The organism is Microcosmobacter mediterraneus, assembly GCF_031846265.1.
Classification (GTDB): Bacteria; Bacteroidota; Bacteroidia; order Flavobacteriales; family Flavobacteriaceae; genus Microcosmobacter; species Microcosmobacter mediterraneus.
In genome coordinates, this window is record NZ_JAVRIA010000006.1 from 133,335 (window position 1) to 150,489 (window position 17,155).

15 protein-coding genes are annotated in these 17,155 nt (G+C 32.3%); 11 read left to right on the top strand and 4 right to left on the bottom strand.

The genetic code is table 11. The features are described from left to right. Positions 1-34: 34 nt before the first annotated feature. Together RM697_RS11205 and RM697_RS11210 are read left to right on the top strand one after the other, a co-directional pair. Positions 35-1,288 carry an ABC transporter permease gene (locus RM697_RS11205; protein WP_311427986.1) on the top strand — a complete coding sequence of 418 codons (1,254 nt, stop codon included), beginning with the start codon at positions 35-37 and terminating at the stop codon, positions 1,286-1,288. Between the two features lie 69 nt (positions 1,289-1,357). Continuing rightward, on the top strand, positions 1,358-2,608 hold the full coding sequence (locus tag RM697_RS11210; RefSeq protein ID WP_311427987.1) for an ABC transporter permease: 1,251 nt from the start codon (positions 1,358-1,360) through the stop codon (positions 2,606-2,608). 23 nt (positions 2,609-2,631) lie between these two features. Here the strand turns inward: RM697_RS11210 and RM697_RS11215 are convergent, their stop codons facing one another. Beyond that, a complete protein-coding gene (locus RM697_RS11215) occupies positions 2,632-3,087 on the bottom strand; it encodes a GAF domain-containing protein (protein ID WP_311427988.1) in 456 nt (151 codons plus the stop codon). An 85-nt stretch (positions 3,088-3,172) separates the two neighbouring features. On the opposite strand from RM697_RS11215, the gene xrtF reads away from it, so the two are divergent. The 9 genes from xrtF to RM697_RS11260 all read left to right on the top strand — a co-directional run bounded on the left by xrtF (position 3,173) and on the right by RM697_RS11260 (position 11,360). Continuing rightward, entirely contained in the window at positions 3,173-3,718 is a 546-nt protein-coding gene (gene xrtF / locus RM697_RS11220; protein WP_311427989.1) for an exosortase family protein XrtF, read from the top strand. Continuing rightward, positions 3,715-4,143 carry an exosortase F system-associated membrane protein gene (locus RM697_RS11225; RefSeq protein WP_432277884.1) on the top strand — a complete coding sequence of 143 codons (429 nt, stop codon included), beginning with the start codon at positions 3,715-3,717 and terminating at the stop codon, positions 4,141-4,143. The genes xrtF and RM697_RS11225 overlap by 4 nt, the downstream gene beginning before the upstream one ends. Before the next feature lie 57 nt (positions 4,144-4,200). Next, positions 4,201-4,614: an HYC_CC_PP family protein gene (locus RM697_RS11230; protein WP_311427990.1), complete on the top strand. Its 414-nt coding sequence runs from the start codon at positions 4,201-4,203 to the stop codon at positions 4,612-4,614. A 69-nt stretch (positions 4,615-4,683) separates the two neighbouring features. Continuing rightward, complete coding sequence (locus tag RM697_RS11235; protein WP_311428067.1) at positions 4,684-6,921, top strand: TonB-dependent receptor plug domain-containing protein; 2,238 nt, start codon at positions 4,684-4,686, stop codon at positions 6,919-6,921. Between the two features lie 51 nt (positions 6,922-6,972). Further along, entirely contained in the window at positions 6,973-7,338 is a 366-nt protein-coding gene (locus tag RM697_RS11240; RefSeq protein ID WP_311427991.1) for a heavy-metal-associated domain-containing protein, read from the top strand. Positions 7,339-7,367: 29 nt separating this feature from the next. Continuing rightward, the gene (locus RM697_RS11245; RefSeq protein ID WP_311427992.1) at positions 7,368-8,180 is read left to right on the top strand and encodes a M64 family metallopeptidase; all 813 of its coding nucleotides are present in this window, start codon (positions 7,368-7,370) and stop codon (positions 8,178-8,180) included. Positions 8,181-8,189: 9 nt separating this feature from the next. Further along, positions 8,190-9,068 (top strand): AraC family transcriptional regulator, encoded by an 879-nt coding sequence (locus RM697_RS11250; protein ID WP_311427993.1) that lies wholly within the window; start codon positions 8,190-8,192, stop codon positions 9,066-9,068. Between the two features lie 95 nt (positions 9,069-9,163). After that, entirely contained in the window at positions 9,164-9,790 is a 627-nt protein-coding gene (locus RM697_RS11255) for an O-methyltransferase (protein WP_311427994.1), read from the top strand. A 127-nt stretch (positions 9,791-9,917) separates the two neighbouring features. Beyond that, positions 9,918-11,360: a nuclear transport factor 2 family protein gene (locus RM697_RS11260; protein ID WP_311427995.1), complete on the top strand. Its 1,443-nt coding sequence runs from the start codon at positions 9,918-9,920 to the stop codon at positions 11,358-11,360. A gap of 86 nt (positions 11,361-11,446) precedes the next feature. On the opposite strand, the gene RM697_RS11265 is transcribed toward RM697_RS11260, so the two are convergent. From RM697_RS11265 to RM697_RS11275, 3 genes are all read right to left on the bottom strand, one after another. Further along, positions 11,447-12,100 (bottom strand): DUF6090 family protein, encoded by a 654-nt coding sequence (locus tag RM697_RS11265; protein ID WP_311427996.1) that lies wholly within the window; start codon positions 12,098-12,100, stop codon positions 11,447-11,449. A gap of 150 nt (positions 12,101-12,250) precedes the next feature. Next, entirely contained in the window at positions 12,251-13,975 is a 1,725-nt protein-coding gene (locus RM697_RS11270; protein ID WP_311427997.1) for a TonB-dependent receptor, read from the bottom strand. Between the two features lie 85 nt (positions 13,976-14,060). Continuing rightward, positions 14,061-17,084 carry a tetratricopeptide repeat protein gene (locus RM697_RS11275; RefSeq protein WP_311427998.1) on the bottom strand — a complete coding sequence of 1,008 codons (3,024 nt, stop codon included), beginning with the start codon at positions 17,082-17,084 and terminating at the stop codon, positions 14,061-14,063. Positions 17,085-17,155: the final 71 nt, after the last annotated feature.

Below are 17,155 nucleotides of genomic sequence, written 5' to 3' on the forward strand. Positions count from 1 at the left end.
TCCTATTTTTATAACATCATAAATTAAGTGGATTATGTTAGTGTATTTAAGAGTCTTTAAAGAAAGTTTTTCGTTTGCGATTAATGCACTTAAAAATAATAAACTACGTACGTTTTTATCACTATTAGGTGTTACTATTGGTATATTCTCAATTATTGGAGTATTAGCAGCTGTGGATTCTTTAGATAATCAAATTAAAGGTCAGCTAAGTAGTTTAGATAAAAATACCATGTATTTAGCAAAGTTTTCATTTGGTCCTACCAATGTACCACGTTGGAAACGCCAATCCTTTCCTGAAGTTAATTATAATGAATTCAAATACTTAAAATCTGTATTACCAGATGCTGAACAAATTGCATATCAGCTTTTTGTGAGGCGAGAGAGTATTCGTTACGAGTCTGAAACTATTGCAAACGTTAATACTGTTCCTGTTTCTAAAGAATTTGAAGATATTCAGAAATTAGAATTTTCTCGAGGTAGATTTTATAATGAAGTAGAATCTAACTCAGGTGCACCAGTTGTAGTAATTGGAGATGAGATTGCCAAACAATTATTTGGCGATCGAGAACCTATTGGAAAAAAAGTAAGGATATATGGTCAAAAATTTACCGTTATTGGTGTATTAACCAAACAAGGTTCTGGTGCATTTGGTGATAGTAATGACATATCTATGTTTTTGCCTGTTAATTATCTTAGAAACCGTTTTGGCGATAATAATAAGCGCATGAATCATGTGATGATTATTAAACCAAAATCTGGTGTAGATATGGATGCTTTTAAAGCAGAAATTGATCAGAAATTACGCTACTTCAGAGGGATTAAAGATGGTAAAATCAGTAGCTTTTTTGTTAATGTATTATCAGGTTTCACAGATTTTATAGATGGTATCATAAGTTTTATGAACATGATAGGTTGGATTATAAGTGGTTTTTCACTTCTGGTTGGTGGTTTTGGAATTGCTAATATTATGTTTGTGAGTGTTAAAGAACGTACCAATCTTATTGGAATTCAAAAATCTCTGGGTGCTAAAAACCGATTTATTTTATTTCAGTTTTTATTTGAAGCTGTTATCTTAGCTTTAGTAGGTGGTTTGGTTGGTTTAGGTTTAGTTTGGATTATTGCAAAAGTTATGAATGGTATTGTCGATGACTTTGAGTTTATCTTATCTTTTGGCAACATGTTTATTGGCTTTGCATTATCTACTCTAATAGGTTTATTATCTGGTGTTATACCAGCAATATCTGCATCTCGATTAGACCCAGTTGAAGCCATAAGAACAGGCATGTAGTTTTTATCTAAATCTTGTAACATAACTACATTTTATACGTCTTACGTTTATAACAAAGATTACAAAGCTATGTTAGTCTATCTAAGAGTTTTTAAAGAGAGTTTTTCATTTGCTCTTAATGCTCTAAAAAACAACAAATTACGAACATTCTTATCGCTCTTAGGAGTTACCATTGGTATATTTTCTATTATCGCTGTACTCGCTGCAGTAGATTCTTTAGATAGAAATATTAAAGATAACCTTGCAGGTTTAGATAAAAATACGGTTTACCTAACCAAATACTCTTTTGGTCCAACAGATGTACCACGTTGGCAACGCGATAATTTTCCACAGGTTGAATATGATGATTTTAAGTTTGTTAACCGAAGTATTCCAGAAATTCAGGCCTCTGCTTATGTAATTTTCTCAGGACTCGAAACCATCAAATACGAAGCAGAAACTATAGCAGGTGTTGAAGTTGTACCAATTTCTAATGAGATTTATGAAATCGAGGATTTTAAAGTAGAACAAGGACGATTTTATACAGAAGGCGAGTCGGAATCTGGTGCGCCAGTTATTGTCATTGGTTATTCTATCGCTGAAAATTTATTTGATAACTTAAACCCTATTGGAAAACAAGTTAGGGTTTATGGCAGAAAATTAACAGTAATTGGAGTGCTCAAAAAGTTTGGTGCTACCATTTTTGATTCACCTGATGAAAAAGCTTATGTACCTGCAAATTTTGTTCGACGTTTCAGAAATGGTGGAATCAGTGGCTTACCAGGAGCTATTATAATTAAACCTGAAAAAGGTGTTGACATGGCAGCTTTTGAACAAGTTTTAAAGCAGAAATACAGAAATTATAGAGGACTAAAAGCTGATGAACCAGATAACTTTTTTGTAAATAAATTGTCTAGTATGACTGATGTTATTGATGGCATCATCTCATTTATGAACACTATAGGCTGGATTATTAGTGGCTTTTCACTTCTGGTTGGAGGTTTTGGTATAGCCAATATTATGTTTGTGAGTGTTAAAGAACGTACTAATCTTATTGGAATACAAAAATCATTAGGTGCAAAAAATAGGTTTATTCTATTTCAGTTTCTATTCGAGGCTGTTGTTTTAGCAGTAGTTGGTGGTTTAGTTGGTTTAGGTTTGGTTTGGATAACAGCACTACTCGTATCTCAACTAACTGGAGACTTTGAGTTTATCTTATCGGCTTGGAATATGTTTATAGGATTTGCCTTATCTACACTTATTGGACTAATTTCTGGTGTAATTCCAGCAATTTCTGCATCAAAGTTGGATCCTGTAGAAGCCATTAGAACTGGAATGTAATAAGGAATATATTATATGTAATTTTATAATAATCCTGAAACTTTCTCACAAATAAACTCTAAAAAGCGTTCATCTGCCTTAGTAAAAGGATCTGGTGTTTTAGAATCTATGTCTATTTGTCCAATGTTTTCGCCATTCACAAAAATGGGTACTACAATTTCCGCCTTTACTGTAATACTACAAGCAATATAATTATCTTGAGCAGAGACATCTGGTACCACAAAATTTTCATTACTAACAGCTACTTGTCCACAAATACCTTTTCCAAAAGGAATAATAGTATGGTCTGTTGGTTCACCAACATAAGGCCCAAGTTTTAATTCTTCTTTATTGCCATTTTTAAAATAAAAGCCAACCCAATCATAATGATTTACGTGTTTCTCAAGTAATTCACAAATAGCATATAACTTACTATCTAAATCTAACTGAGAATTAATGATTACAGTTTCTATCTGTGGGTTTAGCTCTTCTAAGTTCATGTTCTAAATTTTGGTAAAAGTATTTAAAAAGCCGTAATTTCAGCATCTATTTGTCACTAAAATTAACTAAAACAAATTACAATAGTTGAAGGCTTTACTTATAAAATATAAGCTTGTTATACGATTTATCTTCACCTTTTTAGCTATTTATTTTGTCTTAACAATGGCTTATAAATTATACCTCGACTTTTCTGATGGTTCAATGTATTATCCTGATGCCATTACAAACTTAGTCGCAAGGCAAAGCCAATCCTTATTAACATCTTTTGATTATAGAGTAGAATTATTACCACATTCTACAGGAGCTTACTTAAAACTCATAGTTAATGAGAAGTATGTAGCAAAGATGGTAGAAGGATGTAATGCTATGAGCGTTATTATTTTATTTGTTTCCTTTATGATTGCTTTTGCAGGTAAATTTAAACCTACCCTTTTTTATACAATCTCTGGTAGTATCCTAATTTATGCTGTAAATCTTGCTCGTATCAGTTTTCTTTCTGCTGGTTTATATCATTATCCTTGGCGACGCGAAATTTTACATAATGCTATTTTTCCTTTAATTATCTATGGTATGGTATTTTTACTCTGGATGTTTTGGGTTAATCGGTTTTCAAATTTTAAAAACACATGAAAAGTCCTTTAAAACTTATAGCTCTTATGATATTGTTTGGACTTTTAATTCTTATTAGAATTTTTGAGAATGAACTTTTTTACGATCCGTATTTACAGTTTTTTAAAAGTGATTATCTTTCTATAGATTCTCCACGAAGAGAAATTTTTAAGCTAACCTTATTCACAACGTTAAGGTATGCTCTTAATATGATTATTTCTTTAGGAATATTATTTCTAATTTTTAAAGAAAAAAGCATAATTATGTTTTCATTTTACTGCTATAGTATTGCTTATATCCTATTACTTATTCCATTCCTTTATTTTGTGTTTAACCATCAGCAAGAAGACTATTACCTGTTTTTTAATGTAAGACGTTTTTTAATTCAGCCTATATTTTTAATACTTCTAATTCCTGCCTTCTACTACCAAAGATTAAAGCAATAACTGTTAAGCTCATACTAAAAAAATAATAGTTACAGGTTTTTTTATAATTTTGCCATAATGTTTAAGGTAATTCTTCATAAAAGTATTTCTGCTAGTATGGCACTTATTGTGTTATGCTCTACATTATCCTTTACTATTGAAAAACACTTTTGTGGTGATTTTTTAATTGATTCTGCTGTGTTTTCTGAGGTTAAACGTTGTGGTGATGAAAGTGAATTAGATTCTACTAAAACGATAGCAAAAAAACCATGCTGTAAAGATACTGTAGATGTTATTGAAGGTCAAGACGAATTACTTTATCCATCTTTTAATGACTTAGACTTACAAGATCAATTAGCATTAACAGTCTATACTTACAGTTATATCAATCTTTTTGAGAGTTTACCTCAACATACAATTCCGCATAAAAATTACAGACCTCCAAAACTCGTCTTTGATATACAATCTCTAGACGAAGTCTATTTAATTTGATAACATCGCTTTATTGCAAAGTGAAAAGGACAGCTATGTCCAAATTGTAAAATCAAATTAAATTTTAAAATCTTGAAAAATCTAATATTATTTTTATGGCTTCCATTAATAACATATTCTCAAAACTCTATTGAAGGTGTTATCACAGAGGTCAATTCAGACAACAAGAGCGTTCCTGTAGTATCTGCTAATATCTATTGGTTAAATACAACTGTTGGAACAGTTACCGACAAAGATGGTAGATTTTCCATTGCTTATAAACCATCTTATTCTAAGCTTATTATTAGTTATGTTGGCTATAAAACAGATACGCTAACAATAGATAATCCAAAATTTATTAAACACACATTAACACCTTCAGATGAACTAGATACTGTGATGATTGTTAATAGAAAAAAAGCTACCTCTAAGTCCTATCTTAAAGCAACCAATACATTTACGGTAAGTAGTGACGAGTTATTAAAAGCAGCTTGCTGTAACTTATCAGAAAGTTTTGAAACCAATCCATCTATAGATGTTAATTTTGCAGATGCGGTTTCTGGTACAAAACAAATTAAAATGCTTGGCTTAACGAGTCCTTATATTTTAATTTCAACCGAAAATATTCCGTCTATTCGTGGAGCTTCACAAGCCTATGGTTTAAGCTTTATTCCTGGAACTTGGGTTGAGAGTATACAAATAACTAAAGGTGCAGGAAGCGTGGTTAATGGTTATGAAAGTATGGCAGGACAAATTAATGCAGAACTTCAAAAACCAAGTAAAGACTACAAACTATTTGTAAATGCTTACGTTGCAAATAGTGAACGTTTAGAATTAAATACGCATTTTAACACTCAAGTATCTGATAAGTGGCATACTGGATTGTATTTACATGGCGATTTACTTAATGAAAAGCATGATCGCAATAACGATAATTTCTTAGATATGCCATTATTTAAGCAGATTAATGTAATGAACCGTTGGCAATATACTAATGCTGAAAAAGGAATAGTGAGCTTTATAAACGCTCGTTACTTGCTTGACGAAAAACAATCGGGTGAGGTTAATTTTAATCCAGATACAGATCAATTAACGACCAACGCTTGGGGAAGTGAAATTAATACAGAACGTTTTGAAATATCAGGTAAACTCGGTTATGTAAACCCTGAGTTACCATGGCAAAGTCTTGGTGTACAAGTTGCCTTTAGTAACCACCAGCAAGACTCCTATTTTGGATTACGTCGTTATGATATACAACAAAATAGTTTGTACTCTAACCTTATCTATAATAGCATTATTAGCGACTCTAGGCATAAAATTAAAACAGGTGTTAGTTTTACATATGACAGTTATGATGAGCTCGTAGAAAGCACAAATTTTGAACGTATTGAAAATTCGGTAGGTGCCTTTTTTGAGTATAATTATGATGATTTAGAACATCTAAACCTCACAGCAGGAGTTAGAGCAGATCAACATAATAGACTTGGGTTTTTTATCACTCCACGCTTGCATTTACGCTATACACCATGGGAGAAATCAGCCTTAAGAGCTTCAGTTGGTCGAGGTATTCGTAGTGCTAATATTTTTGCAGAAAACCAGAATCTATTTGCTACATCTCGTAATATCATTATAGAAAATGCTAACGGAAAAATATATGGTTTAGATCCAGAAATTTCGTGGAACTTTGGTGTTTCCTATTTACAAGGCTTTAATTTATTTAATAGAAAAGCAGATGTTACTTTAGATTTTTACAGAACCGATTTTCAAAATCAGGTTGTAATAGATTGGGAAAACCCTCAGGAAATCAGCTTTTATAATCTAAAAGGTGAAAGCTATGCCAATAGTTTTCAGATTGAATTTAATTATAATGTATTTGAAGGTGCCGATTTACGCATGGCTTATAAAAACTATGATGTAAAAACACAATACAATTCTGGTAAAAAAGTTAGACCTTTAACTCCAGAGCATCGTGTATTTGTAAACATTGAATATAAAACAAAGCCCAAAGAAAATGGTGCAAGATGGAAATTTGACACCACTTTTAACTGGTTAAGCGAACAACGCTATCCTGATACCTCAATGAGTCCTGCTCAATTTCTACAACCAGAGTTATCGCCAACCATTGGTACACTGAATGCACAAATAACTAAGGTGTTTTCTTCTAAATTTGAAGTATATTTAGGAGGTGAAAACATCAGTAATGTAAGACAACCTAATCCAATTATTGGTGCTAATGATCCTTTTGGCTCTAATTTTGATAGTACTTTTGTGTATGGCCCAATTTTTGGAAGTATGTATTACGCAGGATTGCGATTTAAGATAAAATAGAAATTGAAACATCATTATATCAAACGAAATGACAGATAAAAATCAAATACTATGAAACGTATAATTTTAATAGTTACTTTATTAGTAACAACAGTAACATTTGCACAAAACAAAAATGCTAAAGCCTCTCTAGAAGTTAATGGTGTATGCTTAATGTGTAAAGAACGTATAGAAAAAGCAGCCATAAGAACTAAAGGTGTAAAATCTGCGATTTGGAATTTAGACACACATGAGTTAAAACTCATTTATGATGAACGCAAAACCGATTTAACTAAAATCCAGAAAAAGATAATCGCTGTTGGTCATGACACTAAAGAGATGAAAGCCACAGACGAGGCTTATGCGTCTGTTCATGCTTGTTGTAAATACAGAGATGAAGACATCCAAAAAGATCATAAAATGGGCAAATCAAATTAGTAAAAAGAACAAAATCTAATCTCAATGTTATGAAGTATATAGTGCTTTTAACTATTGCTATTACTGTGTTGTCTTGTAGTAAAGATTCTGAGCAATTAGAGTATTTTCAGCATAGAGACATTGAGACTGTTTTTGAAAACGATCCCAATGGTATAAATATATATTTTACAGGTGGATCTTATGCAGATGCTGATTTTGAAAAAACTTCTGGACGATATAGAGCAGATGGTATTAGAATAATCAATCAAATATTCAACACCTCTCCATTCTCGGAATACGAATCCTATTTCAATGCTTATATTGTTTATGTAAATCCAGATATTGAAGCTGATCCTAGTGAGAGTTCGTCAGAAAATGTGGTACGAAGCTTAATGCCAAATTTTAATGACGATTATGATATGATTCTTCTATCTGTTAATCAATACTCAGTTCAAGGGTTAGCAGGAGGCAGAGTTGCTACGTTTGGGTTTAATGATAAAGATACTATGATCCATGAAGTTGGGCATTTAGCAGGTAGTCTTGGCGATGAATATTATACAGAAAATACCGATTTTAACACAGATTTTTCTGGTTGTGCAAATAACAATTACCCAAATTTAGACATTACAAATAATACTGAAATCATAAAATGGTCTCACTTCATTGGCTTAAACGGTTATGAATCTATTGGTATAGTTGAAGGAGGTTGTGGTGTAGAACAAGGCACTTGGAGACCAACTATAAATTGTGTAATGCGATACGGAAGCCAATACTGTGCGCCTTGTAGAGAAGCTATTGTAAAGCAAACACTAGCCGCTAGAGGGTTAGAATATAGTTTTGAAGAGTTCTTATTGAGTGATTAAATAATATATTTGAAACATCAACTTCCACATATAGAATTTAAATCAGGAGAGGATTCTAACTTTGGTTTTGAGATTGTTCCCATTGAAAAAATTATTACTAATAAGCATAAGTTTGATCACGATCCTGAACAACCTCATCAATTAAAATTTTATAACCTTATTTTTTTTACGGAAGGAACTGGTAGACATTTTGTAGATTTTGAGTGGTATACAGTAAATAAAAACAGCTTACTATATCTAACTAAAGAACAAGTCAATGCTTTTGAATTTAAATCTACTTTAAAAGGTTATTGTTTAGTATTTAGTGAACGTTTCTTCGTGAACAGTTTCGCTCATTTACCTAATGATTTTGTTTTTCGTTTATTTAATCCGCAATTGTTCTCTCCGTTAATACAAATTCCGGAAGATTCAGAATTTAAAACTTATTTTAAGCTTTTACAGCAAGAGTATAATCGCAAACAAATTTTTAACCATAAAGCGATTGTAGAATCACTATTTATTATTCTTTTGTCAAAAGCTGAACAACTAAAACAGCATCAAACTAAGCATATTAAAGAATCTTCACAATTGCGATTATTTCAAAGGTTTACTAGGAAGTTAGATGACCAATTTACTTTTCAACGAAGTGCTGAATATTACGCACAAGAATTGGCTGTAAGTTATAAACATTTAAATTATGTATGTAAAGCTTTAATAAATAAAACAGCTAAACAAGTAATTAATGATTTTATTATTCTACAAGCCAAACGTAACCTAATTAATTCAAATCTTAAAAGTTCGGAATTAGCTTATAAACTTGGATTTGAAGCCCCAACTAACTTCACAAAATATTTTAAAAAATACACAGGTTTAACCCCAAATTCGTTTAAAAAATCGATAAAAAAATAAAAAAGGTTCGTTTTTAACCATTTTTATTCCAGATTTCATCTTTCAGTATTTATACTGTTGCTTCATCTTTGCATCATCAATAATAAAAATAAAATATGCACACAATAAAGATAAATACCATAGAGCAGACATTAGATATGCTTCATAATGATGCTAAAAAAGATTTTATGCGAATGGGAAGAGGTCTTATGAAATCTGTTTTTCGTCCAATGCAACCTTCAGATTTTAAAGATGCTTATTTACCTATTTCAAAAGAGCAAGGTGAAGTTATGCGTCAATTAATTATAGATAATGATTGTAAGCATATTGTAGAATTTGGTACATCTTTTGGAATTTCTACCATCTATTTAGCAGATGCTGCAAGACAAACAGAAGGAGACGTAACTACCACAGAGTTAATTGAAAGTAAGGCTCAGAAAGCATTGCAAAACATTACTGAAGCTGGATTAAATAATTATGTCAACATATTAGTCGGTGATGCTATGTTAACTCTAAAAGACTATTCTAAACCAATCGATTTTCTGTTTCTCGATGGCTGGAAAGATTTATACTTACCATTGTTCAAAATGCTAGAACCTCGTTTTCATGCAGGAACACTCATTTATGCTGATAACATGGACATGAGTGGTACACAAGATTATGCGAATTATGTTTTAGGCAGATCAAGTTATACAACACAAACAGTTCATCATGGCAAGGCATTTCTAACAACATCCATTTAAATTATTCAGGAGTATTTCCCGTTTTTACAGTTTATACTCCATTTTGGATAGCTGTTAGTAAACAAGTTAACTATAATTTTATATCATAAATTTTACAAACCAATTAATTACAACTAAAATGAAAATAATGAAAACCATCGGAATACTAACTCTTATACTAGGCTTAGTAAGTTGTTCTAACGAGCAGACTGTCCTAGAAGTAACAACGTTCAAGCTAAACTCTAATTCAGATGTGGCAGCTTTTAATACACTTGATGCTGAAGTTGAATCAGCTTTTACAAGCAAACAAAAAGGCTTTATTAGCCGCCAAAGTACAATTGACAAAGACGGAAACTATACTGTTTTGGTGTATTGGAAAAGTCTTGAAGATGCAAAAGCTTCAATGGATAAATTTATGAATGACGAATCTGTCTCAGACTATGCTTCTATGATAAATGGGGCTTCCATGAAGATGTCACGTTATACTATTGATAGTAATTTTAACGCTGAAGAGAATGAATTTATTGAAGTTATGTCCTTCAACACCAAAAATGGAACAGATATAGAAAACTTCAATGTGACAAATAAAAAGGTGGAAACTGATTTCACATCAAAACAAAAAGGATTCTTACAACGCATAACAGGAGTTTCTGAAAGTGGAGAGCAAATTGTTGTTGTGTATTGGGATAATAAAGCCAACTCTGATGCTGTGATTCAATCGTTTATGGAAGCACCGATTGCTAAAGAGTTCATGGGAGAAATGGATCAATCATCAATAAAAATGGGTCGCGCCCAAACAATTTCAAGTTTAAACGGTAAAAATATAGTTATGACAAACAAAGACAAAGTAATTGCATTATTAAACAGTTTTAATACAGGTGATCAAACACCGATTTCTTACATCAATCCTGAAAAATACATTCAGCACAATCTAAGTGTCGCTGATGGCTTAGCTGGTTTTGGTGAAGTCATGCAACATGCGCCAGAAGGTGGTTTTAAAGCCAACGTGATAAGAGCATTTGAAGATGGTGATTATGTGTTTACACATACTGAATATGATTTCTTCGGACCAAAAGCTGGTTTTGATGTTTTTAGATTTGAAAACGGATTAATTGTTGAGCATTGGGACAATTTATTGGAAGTTCAGAAACCTAATCCAAGCGGTCGAACACAGTTTGATGGACCTACAAAAATTGCAGATTTAGAAAAAACAGAAGCCAATAAAAAAGTAGTGACAGATTTTATCACGAATGTACTTTTGAATCACGAAATGGATAAGTTAACAACCTATATCAATCCAACAAATTATAGTCAACACAATCCTGCAGTTGCTGATGGGTTAGATGGTTTTGGAGCAGCTATGAAATACTTTGCCGATAACGGATTGGTTATGGAATACACAAAACTTCACAAAGTTTTAGGAGAAGGAAATTTCGTCTTATCTATGAGTGAGGGGAACTTTGGAAAAGGAGAACACACTGCATTTTATGATTTATTTAGATTAGAAGAAGGGCAAATTGTTGAGCATTGGGATGTGATATCATCAATTCCTGACAAAGAAGAATGGAAGAATACTAATGGGAAATTTTAATTTTAAATAAAACTACTGAGTAAATTTTCATAGTAGAAATTTGTTTTATTGATTGTTAAAAGCACAAACGTTTAAGTTTGTGCTTTTTATTTAATAAAGCTGTCAAGAACACCAATCAAACTATCACAACTTATTACACCACGCTCTGAGGCCATTTTTTTATAGCTAAAAGCGCCACTCATACTTTGAAGAATATTTTTAAGGCGTTTTTCGTTAGATAAACCCAACTCGCCGCGTCGCATGGCATCGAAATCTGCATAATCGATAAGATAAGGTCCAAAATATTCTTTATGGATTATTTCTTGTCGTTCATAATCTTTTAAAATGGTTTTGTAACCAGAATAATGCGTTTCTATAGCAGTTTTAACATCAAAATCATTAATGAGCTTAAAATCACCAGAATTAATCATAGTTTGATACGTAATATCTTTAGGCGTAAAATTGGTAAGCACAGCCACTTTTCTAAATAATACTGGAAATATGCGTTGTTTATTTGGTGCATCAGTATTAAGTAATGGCATGATTTCATTTAAGCCTTGTAACTTCTCCTCTATGGCAATAACATTAGCTGCAAGATTTTGCTTATCAACTTCCAAATCTCGTTTTAAACTAGATAGATATTGCTGTCGTTGTTTAGTATCTTTACTATGGTCTGCACATTTATTCATACTAAAGGCAATACTAATACCTACAATAACGATTAAGATTTCGCCAAAGGCATAACGGAATTGTTTTTTCATAATGATTGGTTGATAGGTCTTAAAGCTAAGAAAAAATAACGAACAATGTGTCATCCTAAACTGTCACACTGAGCTTGTCGAAGTGTTGAGTCGGGATCTATTGTTTTTGGATTCCGCATCAAGTGCGGAATGACAAGTTTATTTTAAAACTTAGAAATCAAACTGATAAGTTAAACCAGCTAAGAACTGAATGCCTTGTACTGGGAAATTCTGCCAACGTGGTGCATCTTGGTTAAATAAATTATTTCCTTTTACAAAAGCCGAAAACTGATCGTTGATTCTATAGCCTAAATGCGCATTAGCATCAATAAAACTATCTAACGTAATTACTGTATCTATTGGCATTGTAAGCGAGCCTAGTTCTGAGTATAAATCCTTTCGTTCGCCAACATAAAATACACTTGCTCCTGCAAACCAATGTCTATCTATTTGCACATCGATAAAAGCAGATCCTTTGATATCTGGCAAGTTCCATGCTTCTGCTTGTGTATCTGTATTGTATCCAAAATACTCACCTTTTAATCCTAAAGTAAAATTTCTATTGACATCTACATTTAATTCTCCTGCTATAGAAAAAGTTTTTACATCATCATATACGACCTGAAAAGAGTTACCATATTGGTAATCTTCTGTAGCTCCTGTGAGCACACTATTAGCTCTAAATAGTGGTTTAGCTTCGTCAGCTATATAATGTCCACTTACTTTATAACTTACAGCATTAGATAACTTTCCTTTTATTCCTAAAGATGTATTATAACGTTGATCTGTTGGTGCTACAATCAATGTAGGAGATACAAATGGATTGGTCTGTACAAAATCGTGATAAGAATTCTGAATTAATCCACCCTCAATACCAGCAAAAGCTATTAATAAATCATTAACTAGCCTGTAAGATGCAGTGATATTAGGATAAATAAAGAATTTATTTTTACTCGCTTCTGTATCGTTTAAGTAAACCATATTAATTCCTAGGTTTACAGTTAAATCATCTTGTGTTAACTGATAGCTTGGTGCTAAACCAACATTGATATTTCCATAATTTAATTCAGTGTTTGAGTTGAAGGTTCTGTTAAAATTTCCTCCAATGTAATCGACATTAATTTCTGTGTTTATAGTTTCGCCTTGAATTGGAATATTAAGCACAGTATTGGCTATAAACCTATTTTCACCAGAATCATCACTATCATAAAAACGTCTAAATTTTACCTTACCAGATTTAATAATTCCATCTTGAAAATTTAATTTTCCTCCTGCATAAAAGCTACTATACACCTGTTCTGGATCTATCATACTTGCTGTGGTTTGATTAAATGAAACAGGTGGCAATCCATACCAATTAGCTACTTGCCTAGAAAAACCTAAATCTACTTTCCAAGAATAGTCTCTTAATTTTCTGGAGTAATTTGCATTAAGCTGTGTTAATGAAAAATTATCGTCTAATAATAAATTCTCAATGCCTCCTGCAGATGAATGATGACTAAAATAGCCTCCAACACGTTCGGTTCTATTTATGGCATGATTTAAATATACTTCGCCTAAGATTGTCGTGTAAGTACCTACACCTAAAGACGCGTAGTTGTCAAATAACTTTATAGGTTCCTCCTTCTCTACATCAGCTGCTTTACCTTTTGCTGGTGTAAAAGTAGATGCTACAGGAATAGAAAAAATATTATAACGTACAGGACGTTTTTTTAAGGTTGTATCCTGATTTACTGTTGGTACTTCTTTAACCTTAAACGCATCAGATATTGTTGGTGTGTAGGGTTTAATAACATTAACTACTTGTGTATCTATAGTATCTTTATCGCGTTCTTGTGCTAAGACAGATATACTTCCTAAAAAAAACACTATTATATATTTGATTTGATGCTGCATATTATTTTGTTATTGAATTGATAGATTCCGCATCGTAGTGCGGAATGACAAAAGGATATGTTTTATTCTTTTTGATATGATGATATTAATTGTCATCTGATTCTACAGATGAATTCGTTTTAGCTTCTTCAGCTTTAATAGTGTTGAGTTCTGTTTGTGCTTCTTCAACAACATCGTAAAACTCTGAAAAGTTGGAAATAACACTTTCCAAAATATATGTCGCTTGGAAGGCATCGTTTAGTGCATAATAATTCTTAGCCATAACCACTAAACCTTTAGCACTATAATATTTATAACTCGAATAATCTTGTGCTAATTTTTGTACCACAGCATTAGACGATTGAAACTGGCCCTCTTTATGCTTAAAGTAAGCACTGTAATACAAAGCTTCGGCAGCGACTATTCCAGTTGCTATCTTCTCCACTTTGGCATAGGCTTCTTTGGCTTTTGCTTCATTCCCAGTTTTTATTGCTGATCGTGCAATAATAATCTGTGCATCACTCTTTACCTTATTATCTAACTTGGTATTCTGTAAAACTTTTTCCGCATAGGTTTCTGCATTAGAATAATTCTCAAGTTGATAGTAGGCATTCATTAAATTAGATTGCGCATAAGTAATATTCTGAGGATAATCGGCTTCAGCTTCTAAACGTTCCAAGACAGGAATAGACTGAGACCATTTGGAGTTATTCAGATAAATTTCTGAAAGCTTTACCAGAGCTTGCTCAGTATACTCACCATTTGGTTTACTAACTACGTATTCGTAATGTGGCTCTGCATTTTCAAATAGTTCATTTTTGTAATACAATTGAGCGACATAAAAATGAGATTTTAACGCATGTAACCCATTAGGAAATTCATTGAGGTAATTGTTAAACTGACGAATAGCTTTATCTGTATTGCCATCCAAGTATTGTTTCTCTGCAGCTAAATAAGCAGTATTATCTAAGTCAGAATCAGTAACATCGATGTAATCTAAACCTTTAACCCAAGCCGCATACTCGTCTGTTCTACCCAAATCTATATAGATTAATCGTGCTGTACCTACAGCCTGAACAGCTTCTCCAGATCCTGGATATTGTGATGCAACACGCTTAAATTTGTCTAAAGCACGCTCATTGTCATTAGCATTATAATACACCAATCCTTGACGTAATAAAGCCTTGGATACAAACTCACTCGACTTATATTCCGCGTTAAGTTTATCGTACATCCGCATAGCTTCTGATACTGATCCAGATTTTATATAAGAATTTGCCAGTTCGTACATAGCATCATCACGTAATGAAGATCTTGGATAGCCTAAAATAAACGTGTTAAGCTCACTTTGCTTTTTAGGTACTTTACCAATATAGCCGAAACTCATAGCTTTTTGAAAATATGCATAATCCGATTCTATTTCGTTTATAGCAATAGCTTTATCATAAGCTGAAATAGCCAAACTATAATTACTGCTTACAAAATGTCCATCTCCTAAACGTAAATACGCATCATTTTTCCTAAGATCATCATCAGATATAGAGTTAATAAACGTTTGAAAGTGTTCTGTTGCACTCAGGTAATTCTTTAATTTAAAATAGGTATAAGCAATGTTGTAATCAATATTTTTAATCTCTGAGGTATTTGCCGATTGAGATTGCTGTTGAAATTGTTTAAAGCCGATTAAGGCATCATTATAATTTGTTAAATGATAATCCGTTTCTGCTTGCCAAAATGTTGCACGAGATGTGAATTCTGCATCTTGAGGTTCTTTTAATGAATTCTCAAACATAGCGTAAGCATCAGTATAATTGCTTTCATTATATAGTTCTATTCCTCTGTAAAACGCTACTTTTTGATATGCCTTTTTATTTTCAAAACTATTTCTACCCTTCAGAAGTTCTAAGGCCTCTTTATAGTTTTTGGACGTAATATAAGAATCAATTAATAAGGTTTCTATCTCTTCTTTGTAAGCTGTTTTGGGATACTTATCTAAATAGCCAGATAATACTTGAGGAACCGATTGATATGGATTACCAATTTCATAACTAATCTTGGCATAATTTAACCATGCATCTTCCTGAATTTTTTCATCAAAATCCATTTCTGAAGCATACCTAAACGCATTTAAAGCTTCTTGCTTTTTATCTAAATTGATATAGCTTTCTCCTAAGTGATAATAGGCATTTTGAGCCACAGCATTTCTACCATCAACAATTTTATTAAACTCTGAAATAGCATTTTCAAAATCATTCTGTTTGTAGTATGTATAGCCTAACTGGTAGTAATCTGTATTGTTCCAACGACCACGCTTGCCTTTGTATTCTTTAAGATATGGTAGGGCTTCAGTGTATTTTTCTAGATTAAAATAACTTTCACCTACAATTTTATTTAACTCAGACTTTTCATTCTCCTCTCCATTTGGTAACTGCTCTAATGCTAATTCTATGGCCTTTTCAAACTTACCAAGCTTAAAATTTAAATCCGCTTGATAATAAGCTAATTTTTCCTTGTACTTTTCCTCATCACTAACCTGATCGAAATACTCGTTAGCTTTATCATAATCATCGCCTTCATATGCCATATAGCCAATGTAATATTTTGCTTGTGAGCCAAATTCTTTTGTATCTACAACTCTATTTAAGTATTTCTGCGCTTGTCGTTCGCTTCCTGTAGCATAAGCTGAGTATCCATACTGAAAATAAAAACGATTTCTTTCGTTTTTAGATAAGCCAGAGTCGTCTACTTTATCATACCATTTTCTGGCATAAGAATATTTATTATTCTCATAATAATAGTCGCCAACATCTAAAAAAGCAGTATTTCGTTTTGTACTCGTAGGATAGGTTTCTACAAAACTCTCAATAAGATCATCTGCATTTTGCTGATTAAGCCTTACAGCACAATTAGCAATGTAATAGGAACAATCCGATTGTATAGCTTCGTCATTAGATTCTGACTTTATATCATCGAATAAAGATTGTGCTGCCTGATACTGCTGATTATTATAGAGAGTTAGCGCTTTTTGATACTCTAACAAATCACTTGTATATATGGTAGTTTGTTGAGCGTAAGCTAATAAACCAAAACAGAAACATAGACCTAAAAGCCTTTTCTTTAAGTTAGTCATTACTGTCGTTTTTTGTTGATATTTATGAAATCAAAAATAATTGAATCTAGTTCTATTAACGACAGAAATCA